Source organism: Candidatus Lokiarchaeum ossiferum, from assembly GCA_025839675.1.
GTDB classification, from domain to species: domain Archaea; phylum Asgardarchaeota; class Lokiarchaeia; order Sigyniarchaeales; family Promethearchaeaceae; genus Lokiarchaeum; species Lokiarchaeum ossiferum.
This window is the reverse complement of the sequence record CP104013.1, coordinates 4,163,168-4,182,821: the sequence shown is the minus strand read 5'-3', so window position 1 is coordinate 4,182,821 and position 19,654 is coordinate 4,163,168. Positions and strand designations below refer to the sequence as shown.

General features: G+C 35.8%; 26 protein-coding genes and 1 pseudogene. 26 read left to right on the top strand and 1 reads right to left on the bottom strand.

Annotation, left to right across the window (positions count from 1 at the left end):
• Positions 1-134: 134 nt before the first annotated feature.
• The 22 genes and pseudogenes from NEF87_RS17835 to NEF87_RS17730 all read left to right on the top strand — a co-directional run bounded on the left by NEF87_RS17835 (position 135) and on the right by NEF87_RS17730 (position 11,680).
• Positions 135-344 (top strand): hypothetical protein, encoded by a 210-nt coding sequence (locus NEF87_RS17835; protein WP_371802799.1) that lies wholly within the window; start codon positions 135-137, stop codon positions 342-344.
• Positions 310-777 carry a 50S ribosomal protein L22 gene (gene rplV, locus NEF87_RS17830; RefSeq protein WP_371802798.1) on the top strand — a complete coding sequence of 156 codons (468 nt, stop codon included), beginning with the start codon at positions 310-312 and terminating at the stop codon, positions 775-777. Before NEF87_RS17835 ends, rplV begins: the two co-directional genes overlap by 35 nt.
• Positions 778-782: 5 nt before the next feature.
• Entirely contained in the window at positions 783-1,577 is a 795-nt protein-coding gene (locus NEF87_RS17825; protein ID WP_371802797.1) for a 30S ribosomal protein S3, read from the top strand.
• 17 nt (positions 1,578-1,594) lie between these two features.
• Positions 1,595-1,795, top strand: a complete 201-nt coding sequence (gene rpmC / locus NEF87_RS17820; protein ID WP_371802796.1) for a 50S ribosomal protein L29 — start codon at positions 1,595-1,597, stop codon at positions 1,793-1,795.
• On the top strand, positions 1,776-2,099 hold the full coding sequence (locus NEF87_RS17815) for a ribonuclease P protein subunit (protein WP_371802795.1): 324 nt from the start codon (positions 1,776-1,778) through the stop codon (positions 2,097-2,099). The genes rpmC and NEF87_RS17815 overlap by 20 nt, the downstream gene beginning before the upstream one ends.
• Positions 2,096-2,440: a 30S ribosomal protein S17 gene (locus tag NEF87_RS17810; RefSeq protein WP_371802794.1), complete on the top strand. Its 345-nt coding sequence runs from the start codon at positions 2,096-2,098 to the stop codon at positions 2,438-2,440. Before NEF87_RS17815 ends, NEF87_RS17810 begins: the two co-directional genes overlap by 4 nt.
• Before the next feature lies 1 nt (position 2,441).
• Positions 2,442-2,870 carry a 50S ribosomal protein L14 gene (locus NEF87_RS17805; RefSeq protein WP_371802793.1) on the top strand — a complete coding sequence of 143 codons (429 nt, stop codon included), beginning with the start codon at positions 2,442-2,444 and terminating at the stop codon, positions 2,868-2,870.
• A 10-nt stretch (positions 2,871-2,880) separates the two neighbouring features.
• On the top strand, positions 2,881-3,315 hold the full coding sequence (rplX, locus tag NEF87_RS17800; protein ID WP_371802792.1) for a 50S ribosomal protein L24: 435 nt from the start codon (positions 2,881-2,883) through the stop codon (positions 3,313-3,315).
• Between the two features lies 1 nt (position 3,316).
• Positions 3,317-4,063 (top strand): 30S ribosomal protein S4e, encoded by a 747-nt coding sequence (locus NEF87_RS17795; RefSeq protein WP_371802791.1) that lies wholly within the window; start codon positions 3,317-3,319, stop codon positions 4,061-4,063.
• Between the two features lie 13 nt (positions 4,064-4,076).
• Entirely contained in the window at positions 4,077-4,646 is a 570-nt protein-coding gene (locus NEF87_RS17790) for a 50S ribosomal protein L5 (RefSeq protein WP_371802790.1), read from the top strand.
• Between the two features lie 10 nt (positions 4,647-4,656).
• Entirely contained in the window at positions 4,657-4,821 is a 165-nt protein-coding gene (locus NEF87_RS17785) for a 30S ribosomal protein S14 (protein WP_371802789.1), read from the top strand.
• Positions 4,822-4,834: 13 nt separating this feature from the next.
• A complete protein-coding gene (locus NEF87_RS17780) occupies positions 4,835-5,227 on the top strand; it encodes a 30S ribosomal protein S8 (protein WP_371802788.1) in 393 nt (130 codons plus the stop codon).
• Between the two features lie 16 nt (positions 5,228-5,243).
• Positions 5,244-5,825: a 50S ribosomal protein L6 gene (locus NEF87_RS17775; protein WP_371802787.1), complete on the top strand. Its 582-nt coding sequence runs from the start codon at positions 5,244-5,246 to the stop codon at positions 5,823-5,825.
• Positions 5,826-5,845: 20 nt separating this feature from the next.
• A pseudogene (locus NEF87_RS17770) lies at positions 5,846-6,223 on the top strand (50S ribosomal protein L32e); the annotation flags it as partial.
• Positions 6,224-6,429: 206 nt separating this feature from the next.
• Positions 6,430-6,879, top strand: a complete 450-nt coding sequence (locus NEF87_RS17765; RefSeq protein WP_371802785.1) for a 50S ribosomal protein L19e — start codon at positions 6,430-6,432, stop codon at positions 6,877-6,879.
• A 10-nt stretch (positions 6,880-6,889) separates the two neighbouring features.
• Positions 6,890-7,480, top strand: a complete 591-nt coding sequence (locus NEF87_RS17760) for a 50S ribosomal protein L18 (RefSeq protein ID WP_371802784.1) — start codon at positions 6,890-6,892, stop codon at positions 7,478-7,480.
• A gap of 3 nt (positions 7,481-7,483) precedes the next feature.
• Positions 7,484-8,233, top strand: a complete 750-nt coding sequence (locus NEF87_RS17755; protein WP_371802783.1) for a 30S ribosomal protein S5 — start codon at positions 7,484-7,486, stop codon at positions 8,231-8,233.
• An 18-nt stretch (positions 8,234-8,251) separates the two neighbouring features.
• Positions 8,252-8,797, top strand: a complete 546-nt coding sequence (locus tag NEF87_RS17750; RefSeq protein ID WP_371802782.1) for a 50S ribosomal protein L30 — start codon at positions 8,252-8,254, stop codon at positions 8,795-8,797.
• A gap of 13 nt (positions 8,798-8,810) precedes the next feature.
• Entirely contained in the window at positions 8,811-9,302 is a 492-nt protein-coding gene (locus NEF87_RS17745; protein ID WP_371802781.1) for an uL15m family ribosomal protein, read from the top strand.
• Positions 9,303-9,407: 105 nt separating this feature from the next.
• The gene (locus tag NEF87_RS17740) at positions 9,408-10,415 is read left to right on the top strand and encodes a leucine-rich repeat domain-containing protein (protein WP_457916892.1); all 1,008 of its coding nucleotides are present in this window, start codon (positions 9,408-9,410) and stop codon (positions 10,413-10,415) included.
• A gap of 263 nt (positions 10,416-10,678) precedes the next feature.
• The gene (locus NEF87_RS17735; RefSeq protein ID WP_457916891.1) at positions 10,679-11,464 is read left to right on the top strand and encodes a zinc ribbon domain-containing protein; all 786 of its coding nucleotides are present in this window, start codon (positions 10,679-10,681) and stop codon (positions 11,462-11,464) included.
• A gap of 30 nt (positions 11,465-11,494) precedes the next feature.
• Positions 11,495-11,680 carry a hypothetical protein gene (locus tag NEF87_RS17730; RefSeq protein ID WP_457916890.1) on the top strand — a complete coding sequence of 62 codons (186 nt, stop codon included), beginning with the start codon at positions 11,495-11,497 and terminating at the stop codon, positions 11,678-11,680.
• A gap of 173 nt (positions 11,681-11,853) precedes the next feature.
• On the opposite strand, the gene NEF87_RS17725 is transcribed toward NEF87_RS17730, so the two are convergent.
• Positions 11,854-12,528: a tetratricopeptide repeat protein gene (locus NEF87_RS17725; protein ID WP_371802777.1), complete on the bottom strand. Its 675-nt coding sequence runs from the start codon at positions 12,526-12,528 to the stop codon at positions 11,854-11,856.
• Positions 12,529-12,795: 267 nt separating this feature from the next.
• Between NEF87_RS17725 and NEF87_RS17720 the strand changes: the two genes are divergently transcribed.
• The 4 genes from NEF87_RS17720 to NEF87_RS17705 all read left to right on the top strand — a co-directional run bounded on the left by NEF87_RS17720 (position 12,796) and on the right by NEF87_RS17705 (position 19,622).
• The gene (locus tag NEF87_RS17720) at positions 12,796-13,929 is read left to right on the top strand and encodes a hypothetical protein (RefSeq protein ID WP_457916889.1); all 1,134 of its coding nucleotides are present in this window, start codon (positions 12,796-12,798) and stop codon (positions 13,927-13,929) included.
• Positions 13,930-14,330: 401 nt separating this feature from the next.
• On the top strand, positions 14,331-14,834 hold the full coding sequence (locus tag NEF87_RS17715; protein WP_371802774.1) for a hypothetical protein: 504 nt from the start codon (positions 14,331-14,333) through the stop codon (positions 14,832-14,834).
• 40 nt (positions 14,835-14,874) lie between these two features.
• Positions 14,875-15,555 (top strand): hypothetical protein, encoded by a 681-nt coding sequence (locus tag NEF87_RS17710; RefSeq protein ID WP_457916888.1) that lies wholly within the window; start codon positions 14,875-14,877, stop codon positions 15,553-15,555.
• A 125-nt stretch (positions 15,556-15,680) separates the two neighbouring features.
• A complete protein-coding gene (locus tag NEF87_RS17705; RefSeq protein ID WP_457916887.1) occupies positions 15,681-19,622 on the top strand; it encodes an STT3 domain-containing protein in 3,942 nt (1,313 codons plus the stop codon).
• Positions 19,623-19,654 lie beyond the last annotated feature (32 nt).

The window sequence follows — 19,654 nt, the reverse complement described above, 5'->3', positions numbered from 1 at the left end:
AAATTTCACCTTTTCTCCCCTCCAATCGAAAAATTAATTAATTACGGAAGTTTGTGTTTCCTAACACTTGATCAAAAGATCAAGTTTTCGGTTCTTATTGATGCGCCGGGGAATGGAAAAAACCGGGCGTGGATATGCCCCGTATCGGAGTCTCTGATGACGACGAATATCTGGTACCATATTCACACTACCCTGTGAGGATATTCTTTATATCCACCATTATCAGCTCATTAATAAAAATTGAGTGGAAAATGATTGTCGCTAACGACAAGATTCCGACCTTCCATAAATTAACAGGACGAACAAAAAATGCCAAATTGGAAAATGAGTGTCCAAGGTCTTGACCCAGATAAAACTGCAATTGCATCTGGCAGAGATTTAAGGGTCAGCGTTAAAAATACTAGAGAAGTGTGCAATACAATTAAAGGAATGGGCTTAGAAAAAGCCAAAAACTTCTTAGAAGGAGTAATTATGATTAAAACTCCAGTTCCATTTCGACGACATAACAAGAAAGTTGGTCATCGACATGGAATGCAAGAACATAAATTTGCTTCTGGTCGTTTCCCTGAAAAATCTGCCCGACTCGTGTATGAAGTTCTAGCTAATGCTGAGAGCAATGCCGAATACAAAGGTCTTGATCCAGATCGATTGAAAATTACACACTCTGCAGTCATGCAAGGACGTAAAGTAAAACGATACATTGAACGTGCACATGGTAGAAGCACCCCCTATTTTAAGACTCTCTGCCATATTGAAATTGTATTAACCGAAATGTGATAAATATGCCAGTAAAAAAACATTTTATTAACCGCGGAATTCAACAAACATTAATTGAAGAATTCTTAGGAACCGAGTTAGATAATTCAGGATATGCCGGTTGCGAACTTCAAAAAACTCCTATGGGAACTCGAATCACCATCAGAACTTCTCGCCCAGGTATTGTTATTGGACGACGGGGAGCACGGGTGAAAGAATTAACGGAAGCAGTCAAAGATAAATTCAACATTAATGTTCCTACTATTGATGTTGAAACCGTAGAAGTCCCCGAATTAAATCCTCAGATTCAAGCCGAACGAATTGCTTTTGCAATCCAAAAAGGACAAAACTATCGACGTGCAACTTATTCGATCCTCCGCAGAATTATTAAAGCTGGTGCTCGAGGTGTAGAAGTGCATATCAGTGGTAAAGTTACTTCCCAACGGGCTCGACATCAAGTATTCCGAGCAGGCGTTATTTCCAAATGTGGAACCCCTGCTGATGAAGGTGTTGATGCCGGAGTTACTCACTTAACCATGAAATCTGGAGTTCTCGGAATTCGTGTCAAAATAATGCCTATCTCTTATCAAATGCCTGATGAGGTTAAAATCATTGAAGGTATCTTTGATCGCAAAGAAGAAGAGAAAAAAGAAGTCAAACCAGTTGATGAATTCTACAATAAAGATGAAATTGTTGAAGAGGAAATTCCTGATGAAGAAGAGGAAGATGAATTATTCGACGATACCGATGATGCAGAAGAAGCAACTGTTCTCTCAAATGACGATGATGAAGTGAAGAAAGAAGAGGAAGAAGAAAATTAATCAATAGGTGAAATCAAATGAAAGTAAAAATTGATGAAATTCGAAACATGAGCGCCATTGAACGTGAAAAGAAATTATCAGATTTGCGTAATGAACTTTTCAAACTTCATAGCTCAAACGCTATGGGTGGAACTTTAACTGACCCCACCAAAATTCGACAGATTAAACGTGCAGTTGCCCGGATATTGACTGTTCAAAATGAACTCAAAGAGATTTAGACCTGAAATTTTTGTATATCTCGACCAAATAGGATTGAACTTGTATGGAAAACACAAATATAACACAACTTGGGCGGACTTCCGCTTATTGGGCAACGTTATTGATGAAACAAAATTTACACTTGTCATCCAAGATTCATCCTCAACAAAAACATATATTAAAAACCAATATATTTTTCGTTGCTGGCTCCCCCAATCCAATGGAATTAAAAAACTCATCCAATATGATGGGGATAAAATTGTGGGAAACCCAGAAAACAGAATTAAACTTATTAGAAAAAAACATCGGAGAAAATTACATTGAGTAATACCGTTAAAAATATCGGAATTCCCGGGGTAACCGCACCCACCAAAGAATGTGAGGACGCTAACTGTCCTTATCATGGAAATATCAAATTGCGGGGTCGAATTCTTTCAGGAGTAGTTATTTCTACTAAAATGAACTCGACAGTTGTTGTGCAACGTGATTTCACTTTTTATATTAAAAAGTATCAACGTTATGAACGAAGAAGTTCTAAAATTGCAGCCCATCTTCCAAAATGTATTGAAGTAGAAGTAGGAGATACGGTGAAAATTGCAGAATCGAAAAAGATTAGCAAAACAGTCAATTTTATTGTAATTGACAAAGTTTCGGAGGAGAAATAATATGGGCGGACGACGTTCAGGGGCAAAAACTTCAAGTGTTTTCAGAACACGAATTACTAAGTCCTTACAAACATCTACCATCTTAACTGTGGCAGATAACTCTGGAGCAAAACTTGCAAAAATCATAGCAGTCAAAGGATACCACGGACGATTGAATCGATACCCAAAAGCATGTGTTGGAGATTTAGTTATTGTGTCCATAAAGAAAGGTAATCCAGATTTACGAAAGAAAATCTTAAAAGCAGTCATTGTTCGACAGAAAAAAGAAATCCGAAGACTCGATGGGTCCCGAATTTCCTTCGAAGATAATGCATGCTGTATAGTTGCCGATGATGGCGATCCAAAAGGATCCCGCGTATCGGGCCCAATCGCTCGAGAAGCTGCAGATCTGTGGCCTCGTTTAAGCAATATTGCTAGTTTGATCATATAAGGTGAATATTATGCGAATTAAATCAAAAAAGCCAGTCAAGCAAAGATATGCATTGCGAAATATTAAAAATCATCAAGTGAGTAAAGTCTTTACCATTCCTTTAGATGAACCATTACAAGCCCAATATGGGGTGAAACGAATGCCTTTACGAATCGGAGATTCCGTTCGTATTGTATCCGGAGAATTTGAAGGAATTGAAGGAAGTATTTTATCCTTAGATAAAAGAAAACGACGAGTAACCATCGAAGAAGCAACTTTACAAAAACGCGATGGCTCCAACTATTTTGTTCCAGTAGCAATTTCAAAACTAATTTTAACCAAATTTGAAACTAAAAAAGCGAAAAAGAAAATTGACGCTTGGCGCGAAGACCGAATGATTGGACGTAAAGAAAAATTAGAAGAAATACTCCCAACCGGACCAAAGAAAGTGAAAGGAGGCAAATAATATGGGATCCAAAGGAAATAAACGACATCAAAAACGATTAGCAACTCCAGGCCATTTACAGATTGCACGTAAGGAACGCTCAGCAGGAGCATTCTTTATTAATCCACGCCCTGGAGCACACTCAAAGAATTTTTGCTTACCATTAGGCCATGTTCTCCGAGACTTATTAAAATTGACCACCAATATCCGTGAATCGAAATTCATCTTAAATGCTAATAAAGTATTAGTAGATGGAAAAGTAAAACACGATCACCGTCTTCCAATCGGAATGATGGATGTTATTGAAATTCCAGAAATTTCAAAGACTTATCGTGTTTTGCCTTCGCATAAACATGGTTTAATAGTCTCTGAAATTACCCAAGATGAAAGCAAATTTAAATTATGCAAAGTGAAAGATATTTCAAATATTAAAGGTGGAGATTTCCAATTACACCTTCATGATGGACGAAATATTGTGGTTAAACCGGAAGAAATTTCTAAATACCAAACTCGTGGTTCTGTAAAAATTTCAATTCCTGAACAGGAAATACTTGATTATTACCCCTTAAAGGAAGGTAATCAAGCAATCATCGAAGCAGGAAAAAACATCGGAGTAGCCGGACAAATTTCAAAATTAACCACCAGATTCGGTGTTAATGCATCTATTGCAGAAATCGAATCTAAATCAGGAGAAACAATCAGTACTGCATATGATTATGCCTTCGTAATTGGCACTGAATCATCCAGCATTGATTTACCAATGGAGTAAGAGGTTAAATAAAATGGCAAACCCAGAAGAGTCAGATTTTAAAACAAAATGGAAACATCCAATGCAAATGCCTTTCATCGATAAAGTTGTTGTAAACATCGGTGTCGGTCAAGCAGGAGAAGAATTAGTGAAAGCCTCCAAAGTATTGGAAGATTTAACCGGAACTCAACCAGTCATTCTTAAAGCTAAGAAAAATGTAAAAGAATGGGGAGTCCGAAAAACTCAATCCATCGCAACCAAAGTAACCTTACGAGGAGATGTTGCACTAGATATCATAAAACGAACCTTAGTTCCAACAGACAACCGAATTTTAGCTCGTGCATTCGACAACCGTGGATCTGTTTCATGGGGAGTGGATGAACATATCAAAGTTCCAGGAGTTAAGTATGATCCCGAACTTGGAATTTTCGGATTTAACGTATCTGTTCGATTAGTTCGCCCAGGATTTCGCATTCGATCTCGAAAGAAATTTAGACGCAAAATTGGCCGAAACCATTATCTCACCAAAGCCGAAGCACAATTCTTTATGCAAACCGTTGTGGGTGCTGAAGTAGTAGAAAAAATGGAGGAACGTTATTATTAGGTGATATATCATGGCAGAAAAACGAACATTAACTTTATCTCAAAAAGGAAAAGGCTCACGTGCATGCAGACGATGTGGAAGCCATCGGGGATTAATCCGCGCTTATGGAATCAATGTCTGCCGACGCTGCTTTAGAGAAGTAGCTGGGCCAATGGGCTTTAAAAAATATTTCTAGGAGGCTACAAAAAATGACACTATTAGATCCATTAGCAGATGCTTGTAGCATTATCAAAAATGCCGAAACCGTCTGTAAGAGTACCGTGCTTATCCACCCCCGATCAAAATTGATTGGAACCGTATTACGGATTTTACAAGCAAACGGATATATTGCAGAATATGAAAGCATTAATGACGGAAGACAAGGTAAATTCAAAGTTGAATTACTTGGTCGAATAAATAAAATTGGGGTTATAAAACCCCGAAAAGCAATCAAAGCTAAACACATTGAAGCGGAAGAGAAAAATTACTTACCTGCTGTAGATTTCGGAATGATCTTACTTTCTACCAGCAAAGGTGTAATGTCTCATATCGAAGCTAAGAAACAACATGTGGGTGGCCGATTACTTGCTTATGTATATTAAGGAATGTTGATGTAAAATGGTTAAATTAGTAAGTACAGATACTGAAGTCGAAATCCCTAGCGATGTCACTCTAACTTTATCGGATGATAAAAAAGTCACCGTTAAAGGAAAAAAAGGCACCATTGTAAGAGATTTTGCACATGCAAAAGCAGTCCAAATTACACACATCGGCAATATGCTTTATTTCCATGCTGATTTTCCACGCAAGCGCCAAATCGCGCTGGTAGGAACATTACAAAACCATGTACTCAATATGTTCAAAGGAGTGCAAGAAGGTTATGTTTATAAAATGAAAATTGTATATTCTCACTTTCCAATTACCGTAGAACCACCTAAAAAAGGAAAAACAGCAATTCTCATTAAAAATTTCATTGGAGAACGAGCACCTCGAACGACTCATACTATTGGTGATGTAGTTGTAAAAGCCAATAAGGAAGAAGTTATTGTATCCGGTGTTGACAAAGAAGCCGTTGGCCAAACCTGTGCCAACATTCAAAAGTTGTGCAAGATCAAAGACAAAGATAAACGAGTCTTCAAAGATGGAGTTTATGTCTTCGAAAAATCTCTCGGAGAAACACAATTTTGGACAATCAAATAGACTCATAGGTGAAAATGAAAATGAACTTAAAAGAAAAAAACAGATTATTACGAGTTCGCACTACTAAAAAGAAACAACGCCCAAGCTTTGCTCGATTCGAATCTTGGCGATACAAAAAACTCTCAAAAAGTGGATGGAGAAAACAACGAGGTATTGATAACAAAACCCGACGTAAGACTAAAAATGGGGTCGTTTCACCTGAACCTGGTTTCGGATCTCCAAAAAATATACGAGGATTACATCCATCCGGATTAGAAGATATTTTAGTAATGCACGTCAAAGAATTAGAAACCCTTGATCCAAAATTCCATGCAATCCGAATTGCTGCACGACTTGGTGCACGAAAGAAATTAAATATTGTAGAAATTGCTCGTGAACAAGGATTTCGAGTATTAAACAGCGGTCTTGGAAAAGACGAAATGTTAGACTTAGAAGACGTTGAAGAGGAAGAAGAAACTGACGAAGAAATGGAAGACGAAGAATCAGAATCCCAACCAAAATCTAAGCGCGATCAAATCAAAAAATTAAAAGAAAAGAAACCTTCTGAGGAAGAAGAAACCGAAGACTCAGAAGAGGTCTCGGAATAATTGGAGGTTAAATTACAATGAATATTAACGCTCAAAAACGACTCGCGGCTGAAGTCTTAAAATGTGGAGTACATCGGGTATATGTTCATCCTGATGCTATGGAAGATGTTTTAATGGCCATCACTCGTGAAGACATTCGTAATTTAATTAAAAATAAAATCATTACTAAACGATACAAAAAAGGTGTGTCCCGAGGACGAGCCAACGAACAATTAAAGAAGAAACAAAAAGGACGTGCTCGTGGATATGGAAGTCGAAAAGGGTTAAAATCTGCTCGATCTGATCCAAAACGAAACTGGATTAACAAGATTAGACCTTTAAGACGTGAATTGAAAAAATTACGATCTACTGAACGAATAGAAGTATCCGTTTATCGAGAATTATATCTGAAAGCCAAAGGTGGGGCATTCAACTCTGTTGCAACACTACACCGATATATCGATGAACACAAACTTATGAGGAGCTAAGGTGAATAAAATGGCAAACGGTCCAAAGTATAGGGTTCCCTTCCGAAGAAGACGCGAAGGCAAAACCAACTACCATCGAAGATTAAAATTAGTCTTATCCCGACGAAATCGTCTCATTGTTCGATCTTCTAACAAGCACACTATTGTGCAAGTTATGGCATCGGCAGTTGTAGGTGATAAATTACTCGCACAAAGTCATTCGACTCAACTTGAAAAAGAATTTAGCTGGTATTACAATACAGGCAACCTCCCATCCGCATACTTAACAGGATATCTTTGCGGATTACGAGCCAAAAAAGCCGGTATCGAAGATGCTATCTTAGATGTTGGAATTTTAGTCCACGATAATCGTATGAAAGCTGCTTTCAAAGGATTTATCGATGCTGGAGTTGAAGTTCCTCATGGTGAAGAATGGTTCAGTGAGAACTCTGAAGATCGAATTGCTGGACAACACATTGCAGATTATGCCGCAACATTGTCCAAAGAAGATTCGAAAAAATATAAAAAACTCTTTTCTGCAACTCTAAAGAAAAAGGGCGACCCAACCAAAATTGTCGACCAGTTCAAGAAGGTCAAATCCGAAATGGAAAAAAAGGTGTAATAAATGTCAGAAAACAAATCAACTTCAAGTAACCAAGGTGGCCGACGCGGTTCAGGCGGCCGACGTGGTCCAGGTGGTCCTGGTGGCAATCGAGGTGGACGAGGCGGTCAGCGTCGTAAACCATTTGTCAGAAGAAATCCATTGGATGATTGGGTACCTTTAACTCGACTCGGTCGATTAGTGAAGGAGGGCCAAATTACATCTGTTGACGAAATCTTAAAGAATAACTATGTCATTAAAGAAAAAGAAATTCTTGACACACTTATTCCAAACCTAAAAGAAGAAGTCATCGATATTAAAATGGTGCAGAAACAAACTGATGCAGGAGAACAATCTCGATTCAAATGTTCAGTTGTTGTAGGAAACAAAGATGGATTCGTAGGACTTAATTCCTCAAAGAATAAAGAAGTAGGCCCTGGAATTCGCAAAGGTATTGCAAAAGCTAAACTACACATTATCCCAGTCAAACGGGGTTGTGGAAGTTGGGAATGCAATTGCGGAGGACACCATTCAATCCCATTCGAAGCATCTGGAAAAATGGGAAGTGTACGAGTTACTTTGAAACCAGCCCCAAAAGGGACCGGATTGGCCTGCTCCGATACTGCAAAGCTCGTTTTACGACTTGCAGGAATTACGGATATTTGGACAATTACCAAAGGAAATACCAAAAACCGATCCAATATGGCTAAAGCAGTCTTCAACGCCTTAGAAAACATGTATAAAGTCATGACTAAGGAAGATTGGAGCGCATAATCTACGAGGTAAATGAAAATGTCAAGCAAAGTAAAAACTGAAAAAGAAAATGTTGCTAAAGTTTCAAAGAAGGTTAAAAAAGAACCAGCACCAGAAGAAACCGTATGTGTTATTCGGATTCGAGGTGCTCATGGAATGAATCGTAAAATTTTAAACACCCTTCATTTAATGAATCTTTATTCGGTCAACAGTTGCACTCTCTTACGTACTGACGCATCTACCCGAGGAATGTTGCAAAAAGCTAAAGATTATATTGCTTATGGAACTGTTTCCGAAGAATCTCTTAAAAAGTTATTAGCCAAGCGAGCACTTTTACGTGGAAGCAAACCTTTAACTGATGAACACATCCGATTCTCAACAGTCTATAAATCTATTGGTGATTTAGCAAAAGCACTCCATGAAGGGAAAATTCGATTAAAAGAAGTGAAAGATCTGAAGCCAGTATTCAGATTACACCCTCCAATTGGGGGATTCAAAGGTTCCATTAAGAAACCTATTGCAGCTGGCGGCGTTTTAGGCAACATTGGCGATAAGATCAATGTTTACCTTAAAAAAATGATCTAAGGAGATAATCAAAATGCCAACAACACACAGAAAGAAAAGCCGAAAAATGCATGCTAATCGAACTCGAGGGTATGGAACCATTGGAGCACATCGAGCCAAAGGTCAAACCGGTGGTCACGGACTTACAGCAGGAAAATTCAAATATAAATGGTCTTATTACCAAATGATGAAAGCTAAAGGCTTTCCTGGCCCTGATGGAGATAAATGGCGAATAGGTAAAACAGGATTTATACGACCTCAAAACATTCGTCGAATCCAAAAAGTTACACCGATCAACCTCAAAGATATCGAGCTTATTGCTGATAAATGGTTAGCAGAAGAAAAGATCGAAAAGAAAGGGGAAACCTATATGATCGATTTGAAATCTTTGGGCTACAATAAGCTTATCGGAAAAGGTAAAATCACCAAGAAATTGGATATTACTGTAGCCAAAGCCAGCAAAGGCGCCGTTGAAAAGATGACGGAAGCCAAATGCAAACTTACCTTAACTGCGAAAGCAGAATAAGTTTTTTTTCTTTATAACTTTTTAATTCTTAATTTATCTTTCAGTTTGAAACAACTTTTGTGATGATTTTATAAATAATTAAAGATTTTAAAAAAAGGCTTTCAAATGAAATATCCCCGAATTGTTTGGCAAGGTAATCACAAATACAAGACTTTAGGATCGCATGAACTTTCCATGCAATTCCCTGAACAGGAGAAAAAAGCACTTGATGATATTGTCTATCAACTAAAGGAAAATATCAAAATATTCCAAGAATCGCTATTTACTGACATGCAAAATCCTTACTACAAACACATGGATATCGAAAGTTTAGAAGTGCAAAAAGGTCATCTTATTTTAAGGATCACCAATCCCTTTCATATAGAACATTTGATTCTTTTGTATCGCAAAATACAAAGGATTCCAGAATCCATTGAAAACCTTACCCATTTAAAACATTTAAATATCTCCAATAATGATTTGCTCTATCTACCTGAATCAATTAGAAAATTAAAAAATCTTGAAGTATTATCTGTAAAGGATAATCAACTTTCGTTTCTCCCAGAATTTATTCAAGATTTAACGAAGTTGGAAGTATTAGATCTCAGTAATAATAAAATATCTTATTTTCCTCGATTTTTTCAACAAGTTCCAAAGTATGTGTTCACTCTTTTTAATTTTAAAGGAAATCCCATTCGTTCTTTAGCAAACATTTCCAGAAATCATTTAGAACAGCTGGTAAAATTCATTTCGATCAATATCCTCAAATTGGGAAATTGGCAATCTTTTTCTTCCTTTGTACTCACACCAAAAGCGACCCGGCTAATCCGAAAATGTTATGATCTCGAGAATAGAGTACATTATAGAAAAATGGATTTGGAATCTTTAGAATTGAATTTGAAAGTATTTGAAGAATTATATCACTATTATTATAAAGATCCATTGCATTTAGCTGAAGAATACAGCGAAACTGCGGATTTAACACCAGATGAAAAGATACGTTTAATCCACGAGGCGGATCATAGAGTTAGACAAATTCTAGAAGAAAATTGTTCTGTTAAGGATCCAATTCTAATGCAAGTAAATCAACGTTTGAAGATCTCCTTGTCAGATTCGATGAACCTTTTTCTTTAAATAAGTTTTATATCTTTAAAAATCAATATTGAAAAAATTTTAAGAGTTAATTTCAAAGCATTGCTATAATTCCATTGAACGTTAATAATAAATGTTCAATAACTCGATTTAAGCAAGGAGTTGAAGAATTAAGTAATTAGATATTAATATGATGAAATTATTTCAAAACTACTCCTTTCGACATATATCGATACAAATTAAATTATTCCAAAATCTTTCCAAAAAAAAGGTATAAGTAAGCTTTCTTTCTATTTGTATCTAAGATGAGTCTTGAATTAATTAGAGCAGATCATAGTGAAGCGATGATGTTCCTTTTTGGACACTATGATGTTTTATTGAAAGTGATTGAAGCAATTAATTTCAAAGGAGGAGAAGCGTCTATCCCATCCTTGAAAATTGCTACCATGCTAGAGGAAAATAGTTTGGATGAAGGATTACATAGTGGTGAAATCCTCAAACTATTAGAAAAAGAAGATGATGATACTTATTGTATCAACGATTTAGGTGAAAAATGGTTAAGTGAAACAAAAGGAGAACGACAATTAATTATCGCCAAGAATATTTTAACCATAGATCCATATCGGGATATTATTTATCGGACGATTGTTTCTGAATCAAAATCAATGAAGGTGGATGAAATTGCGAAGGCATTTTATATTATTTTAGGCAAGGTTCGAGAAGAAATCAGAAAACAAATCATCGATTCATTTGTTAATTATGGTGTTTATTGCAATTTATTTGAGATGGTTGATGACAAAGCAAATCCACGCATCAAAATGACCACAAATGGAGAAAAATTATTTGAAGAGTATAGAGTAGTTCAGAAAGCTAAGAGAAAAGCAAAAAAAAGCGGAATTTCTCCAAGTGTATCAACCACAAGTTCATCAATTATTAGTGATCTTTCTTGTCAATCATGTGGAAAAAAAATTCTTCCAGATTATATGATGTGCCCCTATTGTGGAACAGGATTGAAACGATCTTGCAGCAATTGTGGTAAAGAATTACAACCTGGATGGAAGATGTGTCCATTTTGTGGGACAGGTAATTGAGCTTTAAATTTTAAAGAGTAGTGAACAGAAATGATCAAGCTCAGCGATTATGTTAAAACAATGATGGAAAAAATAGATGATATTGTTACCCGATTGGACCGAATGGAACGAGCAGATTTAGAAGATAAAAATGTAGTAATGAAAGATAAAATGGATGATCTTCTCAAACGCGTTCTTAATATCGAATCAAATATAAATGTTAAACAGGAATTTTAAAACTCACATCGATAATATTTTTCTTGAACCTTTAATTCTATTATCAAAAATTTTTTCTCTTTCTTTCTTAAAAAAACAATTAATTGTTAGTTTGAAGAAAAAGGATCATTCGTACAATGATTAAAGTTCAACTGGAAAGAAATTGAAAAAAGAGAGTTCAAAGAACTAAAAAATTATTTCAAATTTTCTTTGATTTCTTCCATAATACTTAAAGCGGCTTCATCATCAGGAACTGCTTTCAAGTATTTTTCAAAATATTTCATTGCATCTTTCCATGATTCCTTCATATATGCAGCAACACCCATAATATTGTATATCGATAGATATCCTGGATCCTTTTTCAAAACATTTTGGGCAATTTCCAAGGCTTTATCTGGCTCTTCCATCCCTAAATGTACTTGAGCAATTCGATGTAATGTTTCTGCTTCATTTTCGGCCCCGCCAAATTGAATTGCTTTATAATAAGCCTTTAAAGCATTTTCATACTGATCCATATCAAAGAAGGTTTCACCCAACTCATAATGAATCATGGCATTATCAGGGGAAATTTCAATTCCTTTTAAAAATACCTTGACGGCATCACCGTTTTTGCCCTGAATTCGATAAGTAAATCCTAATCCCGCATAACCAGATGCACTATCAGGAAGTAACTCAGTAACCTTGGTGTAGGATTCCTCAGCCTCGGCAAATTTGTTTAAATTTGTGGAGACAAATCCATGGTCAAGTAATAAAGAAACGTTAGTAGGATCCTCTTTTAGGGGAGGGGTGATCAATTTTAACGCTTGTTTAAAATTTCCATCAGAGATTGCTTTGGCAATTTTTTCTGAAACTTTCTCATCAAGAACCATATGTTACGAAAATCGCCAACGTACTAAAACATTGGGATTTTTGAATTAAGAAAAACCTTTGTTCTACATTTTTTTATATAACTAAATTTGCCATAGCACTAATGAGTTGTTTTTTACCAAAAATTGCGAAACAAATCTCTCTGGGTTTGCTTTTATTCAACCCATAACTCAGAAGAGAATTTATTTGCTGACAAAAGAAAAAATTGTGGTCGAAATAGTAAGAAAGAAGAGCGGAATCTCTTTAGGAAGAAAAAAACTAATTAAAAAGTGATCTTCTGGCGTGGAGTGATTCTCATCGTTTCGGGGGGTGGGGTCATCTTTTTATTCTTAATCTCGGTCCATTTTCTAAAGCTCTACAAAGAATGGAAATTTAAATATTACATTCTTTATTTTTGGGGTATCCTATTTTTCGCAATAACATCAGCTAATAGGTTAATCGGAATTTTTCTAATATCCTCGGATATTCCCTATTTTCATGAATTTCTTATGATTGCCCATCTCTTAATGCATATTGCCATTCTGATAATATATCTTGTTGAATTGAGCACTATTACCTCAAAATTTAACTTTCGATACACTGTATACCCTATTTTCTTTGGAATGAAATTTATAATTTTATTATTTCCCCAGTTTTCCTATCCTGCCCATATCGAATCACTTCATATCAACTATTTGGTGCCTGTTGATCCAAATTTGTTCTTTTTTGACATATTGCTCTTTCTTCCCATCATGGAATTAATGATTAAATTTATACAAAAGGCAAGGGAGCAATACTTTAACGATAGCCAAGGGATAAATTTTCGAAATTTTTTTTTAGTTATACTTGTTTATGTGATCTGTTATCTGGTCAGTTTTATTTCAACAGAAGTTTGGAAATATTTCCTCATAGAATTTGGATGTTTAGTACTCTATTTTGGAATATGGATTGTCATCCGGAATGATTCTACATTTTTCCTTTTATCACGAGCCCGGGTTAGTCAAATTTTGATCACTGAAAAAAAACCCACAGGTATTCCAGTTGGACAAATCCGTTTTGATGGAAAAAAAGAAAATGCTAATATGTTGTCCAGCATTTTGCAGACCATCCCCCATTTGCTTAAAGCCCCACTTGAACTAACTTTGGGGACAGTAAAAGCAGAATTCAGCCTCATTCGTTTTGGGTCAACATGGATCATTATTGAATTTTATCAAGATTACTTTGGGTTCCTTTTCATTGACCGTGACGATGAAGTAGCCTATCACAGTCTTCATCGTATCCTCACAACCACGATAGAATCTTGGGAAAAGGCATTGTTGGATGATAGGTCTCCAAACGAACCTTTTGGGGCGGAAAAAATGAGTAAAATATTATCGAAAATCGATTTTAACCTACCAATTATTCAGCGAAAAAAGGAATCATGAAAGAATTTTGGTCACAAGTCAAGAAGGGGGAAGATTTTTTACCCAAAAGTCTAACCGTGTGAGTTGTTACTTTTAACAGAAAAGATTGTTCTTTTAGAATTAGATAATCAGTCTTGATAACTTTCAAGTTCTTCTGCTTCGTATATTCCCTATGCTATTGCTGGAGCTGGGATTATCAAATAGGTTTTTTAAGAAATAATGGTGATAAATTCGTTTTCCCAGATCCCTTAACACCATTAATGACCCTATCGTCGCATTTTAGTTCAAATTTTAGATATTTCAGAGTCGCAGTTAGATTTTGCTCAGAATTGTTGAATTAAAATTTAACAAGGAAGAAATACGGATAAGGCATATCAAAAGAAAAAAATATATATTTTTTACCAACTAAGAATATGGTAAGCATGAGTTATCCGAAAGAGAAGATTGCAAAGGAAAACGAACAAAAAATGTATGCTTGGCTCAGAAAAAATGAATCCAAGCTTCCTTTAACTTTGTATGGAATTTGTAAGGAATTGCAATGGACATTTGGAGCAACTCGCGGAACCCTTCTACGTATTGAAAAGAAAAATCCCCGATTTCTCATTAAAAAGGAGATAATTGACCCGCAAAATAAACGATTTAAAACAAAAATCGCTCTTCGAAATTCACGATCGGAACAAAAATTGATGGATGAGTTTAATGCATTTCCAGAATTTCAAAATCAAAGTGATTACGATTTACCTGGTATCAAAGAGATGGTGAATAAATATCTGAAAAGATTAACTCTATTAGATGATAAAGTAATGGAACTTATTCAAACCATAACACACACAAAAACGCTTGAAAATATAGTAGAATTAGAATTTGGCTTAAGTGAAGAAGAACGGAAAGAATTGGATCAATTAATTCAAGAATTGGCCGATTAATACAGATAAGACGATTAATACAAAAAAATGAGGTGAAATTATGTCTCTGGATGAAGCAAAACGGAAACTTGAACAACTGAAACTTGAGATGGAGGAAAAAAAGAAGAAAGGAAATAAAACCAAGGCTAAACCAAAAAAAACAAAATCAAAATCGTCAAGTTTGGAGAGTAAAATTGGCGAGATGGATGTAGCCATATCAAAACAAATTCTTGATCTGCTGTTAGACAAAATATGGACACTTGACAATATCGAAAATGAAGCCCTTGATAAAGATATTAAGGAAATCTATCAAAATGAAATAGGCCAACATCCTTTACTTGTGGACTCACAAAAACTTTTTAGTTTAGTTCGGGACCAATCATTTTTCAAATTGAGGTCGGGGAAATTATTATCCTATAACGAATTTCGGCAAACTTGGCAAAATTATTGTGGAGCGGGAAAAATGTATATTCTTTCGGGAAGAAAAGAATTCGTGAAATTTCTTACAAATAAATATAAAATGAATTGGGTAGATCAAAATGGACAGTTATTAAAAGAAGGCACATTTCAATTGCTCTATCGATTAGAACGAGAACCCAAAGCGGTCGAACGTATTGCCCAAGAGATAAGTTACAATTATAATTTGTTGATAGATGACAAACGCCTAGATAATTATTTATTTCAATTTCGGAAGGCTATTACGAAGTTGATAAAGAAAGAATTACTCGCTTTTAAAAGCTAAAATCCGACTATTTTTCATTTCATCTAATGTATCAATAAAGAACTTTCAAGAACAATACTAATAATTTTTTTAGTTAAGATCAATTTTTCACACTAACTCGAGCTAAAACCTTTAGTGATTTTTAAATGGGTAAAATTAAACAGTACTTCTCCGAAAAAGGAGATAAGATAAAAACAAGTGTAAAAATCGATAAGGATGCACCCTTTTTCTACATTTCTTTGGTTTTGATAGTTATACTGGCAATATTAGTCCGTGCCTCGCCGGTAGTTCAAGGAACATTTCTTATCAAAGCATTTGACCCTTGGTATCAATATGATTCATTAACAAAACTTATTGATATGGGGCTTTACGATTGGTTACACTTTCATGATTTTAAATTCTGGTTTCCCGAGGGTGTGGATCGATTCAATTTACGACCTGGCCTATTAGTTACTAATGCATTAATTTATTGGTTTTTAAATGGAATCGGAATTTCCGTGACCGCATTCCAAGTAGCCTACTATTTTCCAGCTTTTATGGGTGGATTAACTGTATTAGTGATGTATTTCCTCGGAAAAGAAATCTTGGATCGAAGAACCGGATTAATTGCAGCATTCTTCTTAGCTTTTAGTCCTGGACATATGCAACGAACTGTGATTGGGTTCTTTGACAATGAAACTATCGGAGTTTTTGCGGTATTATTAACCTTCCTTTTCTTTATTCGTGCAGTAAAATCGGGTAAACTTTCAGATGGAATTTTTGCGGGGCTTTCAATTGGATATCTCGCTCTTAGTTGGGGAGGATTAACATATGCGTTCAGTTTACTTCCATTAATTGTCTTTATCATCATTATATTAGATAAATACAACCCAAACATTCTGATGGCCTATACAAGTTCTATCATGATTGGTTTGTTAGTTTATTCTATTAACCCTGGTTTTAAGTGGGGAACAAATTTCAACGATATGGATTTCTTTGTGCCCTTTTTCTTTGAGATTGCGTTAGTTGTATATCACTTTATCTATATGCAAAAAGAGAAGGGGAATTATGAAAAAATTCTCACAGGTATTAAGTGGGGATCAATCCCAGTAATTTTAACTGCATTGATTATATTCTGGGTAAATCCAGGGATTCTTCCTTTCGATCTTGCAGGAAGGATTGAATCAATTATTAATCCTAACATTCGCGATGCGATTAATTTAGTCGCCTCTGTTGGGGAACACGCCCCAAGTCCATGGAGTGTATTTTATTACAATGCATTCATCCCACTGTTGTTTATAATTCCAGGAATTTACTTTGCTATCCGCAGAGGCAATATGGAAGATATTTTAATGATTGTGTTTGTATTAACCTTATTTTACTTCACAGGAAGTATGATTCGAATTATATTGTTATTTGCTCCCGCCGCAGCCCTTCTCGGAGCATATGGTTTAGCAAATATCATGAAACAATTTGGAACTCTGATGAAGAAAGACCAGATGATCACCAGACGGCGAAAACGGCAGATTCAACGCACAATCGCAAAATCAGAAGGAATTGTCGTATATATTGGAATTGGGCTTTTATTCTTTGCTCAATCCATTCATGCCATCGATATTTCCGCCGAACAAATGGGTTATGCAGATATTGTTACAGCAGGGGCCCTTCATGATTGGGAAGAAACACTCACTTGGATGAAATATAATTTAGATAGTTCTTCCGTTGCCGTATCTTGGTGGGATTATGGATATTGGTTATCTGCGATCGGTAATATCACAACGGTCAATGATAACGGAACGTGGAATCAGACGCGGATAGGGATGACGGGAATGGCCATGATGGAAACGAATGAGAGAGTCAGCGCACAAATATTCCAGCGTCTCCAAGCAGATTATGTTGTAGTGTTCTTCGGGCATTTATATAGTGGAATCGGAGGCGATGAAGGGAAATGGCCTTGGATGCTTCGAATTTGCAATGATAATACAGATTATTATGATAATTTGGGTATGAGACAAGATTGGTGGGAAAGTGAAACAGAAGTTTTCAATGAAGCGGATTATGTAAATGAAACTACCGGTCTTTATGGAGATAAATGGTTTGATTCAACTTTGGTTCGCCTCATGTTTGCCGGTGCCATAACAACGTCAGCAGGCTTACCCCAAAATTATAACCAACTCCAAGAAAATTTAGTCAATCAAATTGAAGGGACAGACACTATTCAAGCCCGAACAGATGCAGACGGTGATCTTTGGAGCACCCACGATTCAATTAATGGTGCTTTTGAACCCCAATACTTCACACCAGCATTCTTCTCAACAAGTGAGATAGTGAAAGTGTTTAAAGTAGATTATACTGGTTTAGAAGCCGAATTTGAAGTAAAAGATACCCATTTAGATACTGATGGAACTGGATATTTCGAGGTTGAAAATACAGGCAACGAACCGATCAAGATTGATAGTCTACAATTGAACTACGAGGGATCATCCTACGATTTGAACTATACAGTTGAAAACGATCTGAATGATATCCAAGCAGGTGAATCTCGATATGTCTGGTTTGATACGGAAGAAATAAATGAAGATTGGACAGAATTGAAATCATATAGCCTAAAGGCTACGGCTAACTTTATTGGAGATCAAGGAAGAGGGTATTTTATTACCGCTGATAGCTCTACATCACTGGTAGAGGTTCCTTCGGAAGAATTGATTAGTATTGACCGATCAGCAAGTTCTATTGAACTTGATGGGGCAGATCAAAATTTCAATATCAACATTAAAAATGATGGAATTCGACCAGTTTTAATGGAAAACATAACAATCCTTGGTGAAGATACTGCGACAACCCCAACTTTAATTGCTCCGTCGAACAATTATACTTTTAGTATAACCAGAAACGACATTGCGATAAATGATAAGTTCAATGAAGATGTTCAAATTCAAATGAATAGTAAGCTTGGAAAGGTAGTTAGTACCACTTTAGGTGTCAATACCAAAGGATACAAACTTTCTATTAAAGGAGATTTAACCACCAAGATCCAAGATAGCTATCTGTATGATTATGCCTCCTATTCTCAAAAAGAAGGCCCAATTGGAGATCTCTATATGAATTATAATACAGATTCGTATTTGTTGGATGATGGAACTTTACAATTGACTGTAGAAAACACGGGAGAGAAGACTTTCAGCATTCAAAGTATCTATGCAGATGATGTTCATTATGATATTGAATTGGATGATTTTCTAAATGGGGGAGATCCGTTCTTAGAAGCAGGAGAATCGGTCACACTTCAGACTACGATTACAGATGTTGTTTTAGATACACCAGTAAAAATCGTGATTACTGGGATGAATGATCAAACAGTATCATCGGATGGGGCATATATGATCCCTCGAAGTGCATCTAAATCAATTGCAATCATGGATGAAGCAGATTCAATGTCTGCCGCATTTACGGATGAATCCGTTCGATTAGTTGTAAAAAACACGGGTAGTTTAGCAATTACTCTGGATAATATTATTGTTAATGATACTTTAGCAACAAAAGTTGATTTAACAAATGGAATGGTTATTGGTGGAACGACTTCAACATTGACGATTCAACCGAATGGCATTGCAGTATTAGATGTAGATTATAGTGGTCTCAAAGTTAACATCTCCAATACCGTTGAAATTGTGTTAAACACGACTGAAGGAATAGAAGCATCTGCAGATTTCACTTCCAGACTGCCTCAACTCACTTCACCTGTTAAAATTGAATTAAAGGATAATACTGAAACGTATACCGAAGCCAACTACTTACCTAATAAATTAGATGTAAAAATAATATTATCTATGGTAACCGATGAATCAGTGAATTTAGATGGTTTCTATTACAAAATAAATGATGCAGAAGATTACGTCTTCATTAGTATGTCAAATATCACAGTAAAAAATGCTGATGGAGATATAGTTTCAGATAGAATCATAAGTGGATCCAGTGTAGAAGGAGAAACGTACTATTATTCTATTGATATTAACCTTGATCTAACAACAACTGTCGGTTCCGATTTCCACATCAAAATTGTTACCGCAGAAGGATATGAATTGTTTGATACTCTTACAATTGCTTAGAAATATCCAATATCTCTTTTTTTTCCTCAGTC